This window comes from Alkalibacterium sp. s-m-28, assembly GCF_054658175.1.
The window spans coordinates 1-1,995 of sequence record NZ_BAAGIQ010000175.1 but is presented as its reverse complement, the minus strand read 5'-3'; the positions used below and the strand labels follow the sequence as shown (position 1 = coordinate 1,995).

The window sequence follows — 1,995 nt, the reverse complement described above, 5'->3', positions numbered from 1 at the left end:
TCCTGACTTTAGTAGTTTTCAATGAGAATAAATTGTAAAAGTGTTGATTTAATCAATAAATCAACACTTTTTATTTCTTTTTTAGTTGTCCACTTATGTACGTTTATGATATAATCTATTTATGGAGGTGGCGTTATGTATGTCGCAATAACTGGTGCTGGAAAGTCGAAAGTTGTTCAATTTGTTGAGCAACATCGAATTCCTAAGACCAATAAGAAAAAAACAGTTGTGATCGAAACTATTGGTAATTATGAAAAACTCGTTTCTGAAGATCCAGATATTATAGAGAAGTTGAAAATCAAAGCAAAAGAACTGACGGCCCTGAAGAAACAAAAGAAAGAACCTGTTCGTTTTGAAATGCAATCTGTTCCTATTATGACGGCTGATGAAGCGTCCGAATCGTTTAAAATCGGTCATCATATCCTCCGAGATTTGTGGAAAGAACTCGCATTGGATACATTTTTCCAAAAGCAACTTTCAAGAAAAAACCACAAAAATGCCCGTGAAGCCATCTTTTCATTGGTCATCCATCGGATGATGGACCCTAAAAGTATTCGGCACACACACCAAGATCTTGATAATTATGCCGGATTATCTTCACACCATTTGGACTTATACTACAATATATTGGATCATTTGGAGTCTATCCAAGATGCCTTGATTGACCACCTCTGCCAGCAGTTTGAACAAAAAACAAATCGAATAGGCCCCGTTGCTTATTATGATGTCACAACTTTTTCTTTTGAAAGTGTTGATGCAGGGGAGCTTCGACTGTTTGGATATTCAAAAGATAATAAATCGAATGAGGTCCAGGTCGTGATGGGCTTATTGATGGATAACCAAGGTATTCCAATCTCTTATCAATTATTCCCTGGGAATACAATGGATCAATCCACCTTGGTAGACGCTGTAAAAGATTTAAAGAATCGGTATCAAATGGATAAGATTGTCATTGTCGCTGATCGAGGGCTAAACAGCAAATCAAATTTAGCACATCTCTTTACAGAAGGACATGATTTTGTGATTAGTTACAGCCTGAAGAAAGCTCCTGAAGCTATTAAAACCATTGCTTTACAAGGGGACGAATGGGCTGTTAAACGAGTGGATGACAATGGGGAAATTATCTATAAATCGCAAGAAATTGATTACACTTTAGTTGAAAAGGTTGAAATGACTGAGGAAGAGAAAGCAAATCAACCAAAGCATAGAGGTCGACCTCGAAAATATAAAGAGATTGAAATCCCGACAAAAATTCATCTGACTTGGAGTAAAAAACGAGCGGAAAAAGACCGAAAAGATCGCGAACGTGTTCTTGAAAAAGTCGAAAAGTTACTCGAAAAGCCTTCTGGTGTGCGTGCGCAATTGAAACGCGGGCGAAATCAATACATTAAGATGGATGCCGACGTGGAAGAAGCGGAATTAGATCTCGAACGTATTGCCCGCCAAGCCCAGTATGATGGATATTATGCGATTATAACGAATCAACTGAGTGAAACAACTGAGAATATTGAGGCCACCTATGGTGGTCTGTGGCAAATTGAAGAAAGCTTTCGAGTCATGAAATCTGATTTAAAAGCTCGGCCTGTCTATGTATGGACAGACGAGCACGTAAAAGGCCATTTTGTCCTATGTTTTTTAGCTTTTAGTTTATTACGCTACGCACAGTACCGCTTACGAACTCGAGAAAATATTGAAATGAGTGGGCGTCGGATTACTAAAGCGTTAAATGAAACAAGTATAGTCACTATTGGAGAATATCCTTTAATAACACTCATCCCCACAAATATCTCGGAAGATTATCTCAGCTTAGTCAAAGCAACAAGTGGCTCACTTCTGTATTCAGCCATGTCATTGAATGAGTTTCGTCGAGCGACCGGACTTGATTTAACGATAAATTATATAAATGGACAATAAACAATCCAAAAAAACTACCTTAAACAGTGTATTAACAGTGTTTAGGGTAGTTTTTAGTTTTTAAAACTACTAAAGTCAGGA

Annotated in this window: 1 protein-coding gene; it reads left to right on the top strand. The window is 37.6% G+C overall.

The window, feature by feature from the left end; genetic code table 11:
- Positions 1–135: 135 nt before the first annotated feature.
- Positions 136–1,914: an IS1634 family transposase gene (locus ACYQ4S_RS11715; protein WP_459771312.1), complete on the top strand. Its 1,779-nt coding sequence runs from the start codon at positions 136–138 to the stop codon at positions 1,912–1,914.
- Positions 1,915–1,995 lie beyond the last annotated feature (81 nt).

Coding starts and splice junctions, on each gene's coding strand:
- ACYQ4S_RS11715 (WP_459771312.1), top strand. CDS start 136: ATGTATGTCGCAATAACTGGTGCTGGAAAGTCGAAAGTTGTTCAATTT.